The organism is Clostridium ganghwense, assembly GCF_026735165.1.
GTDB lineage: Bacteria > Bacillota > Clostridia > Clostridiales > Clostridiaceae > Clostridium_H > Clostridium_H ganghwense.
In genome coordinates this window covers 1-560 of the sequence record NZ_JAPQES010000028.1, presented here as the reverse complement: position 1 = coordinate 560, position 560 = coordinate 1, and the positions used below count along the sequence as shown (strand labels likewise).

The 560-nt window shown below is 32.9% G+C and carries 1 protein-coding gene; it reads left to right on the top strand.

Features of this window, described 5'->3' with window-relative positions; genetic code table 11:
• Positions 1 to 560: NAD(P)/FAD-dependent oxidoreductase (locus OXH55_RS20250; protein ID WP_268051888.1), on the top strand; the 560-nt coding region annotated here is incomplete at both ends.

The following is a 560-nucleotide window of genomic DNA, read 5'->3' as shown; positions in this document are numbered from 1 at the left end:
TGAAAAGGATATCGATAAATTAGAAGAAATGAGACAACATGGTCTTGTAAACGGTGTACCAGATACGATGGAAATATTAAACAGAGAAGATGCTTTGAAGTTAGAGCCAAATTTATCAGATAAAGTTATGGCTGTATTAACACTTCCTACAGGCGGAATTGTATGTCCATATGAGTTTACAATTGCCCTTGGAGAAAACGCTTACAGTAATGGAGTAGAATTCAAGTTTGAAACAGAAGTACAAGAGATAGATAAAAAAGAAGAAAGCTATGTATTAAAAACTAACAAAGGTTATATAGAAACTAAATTAGTTATAAATGCAGCTGGTCTTTATGCGGACAAGTTAAATAACATGGTAAGCGAAAAGAAATACAACATTACTGGCAGAAAAGGAGAATACCTACTATTTGATAAAGCAGTAGGAGATATGGCCTCAAGAACTTTATTCCAATTACCAACTAAAATGGGTAAAGGAGTTTTAGTTACTCCAACAGTTGATGGAAACTTACTTATGGGACCAACATCAGAAGATATTGATGATAAAACAAATGTAGATACTA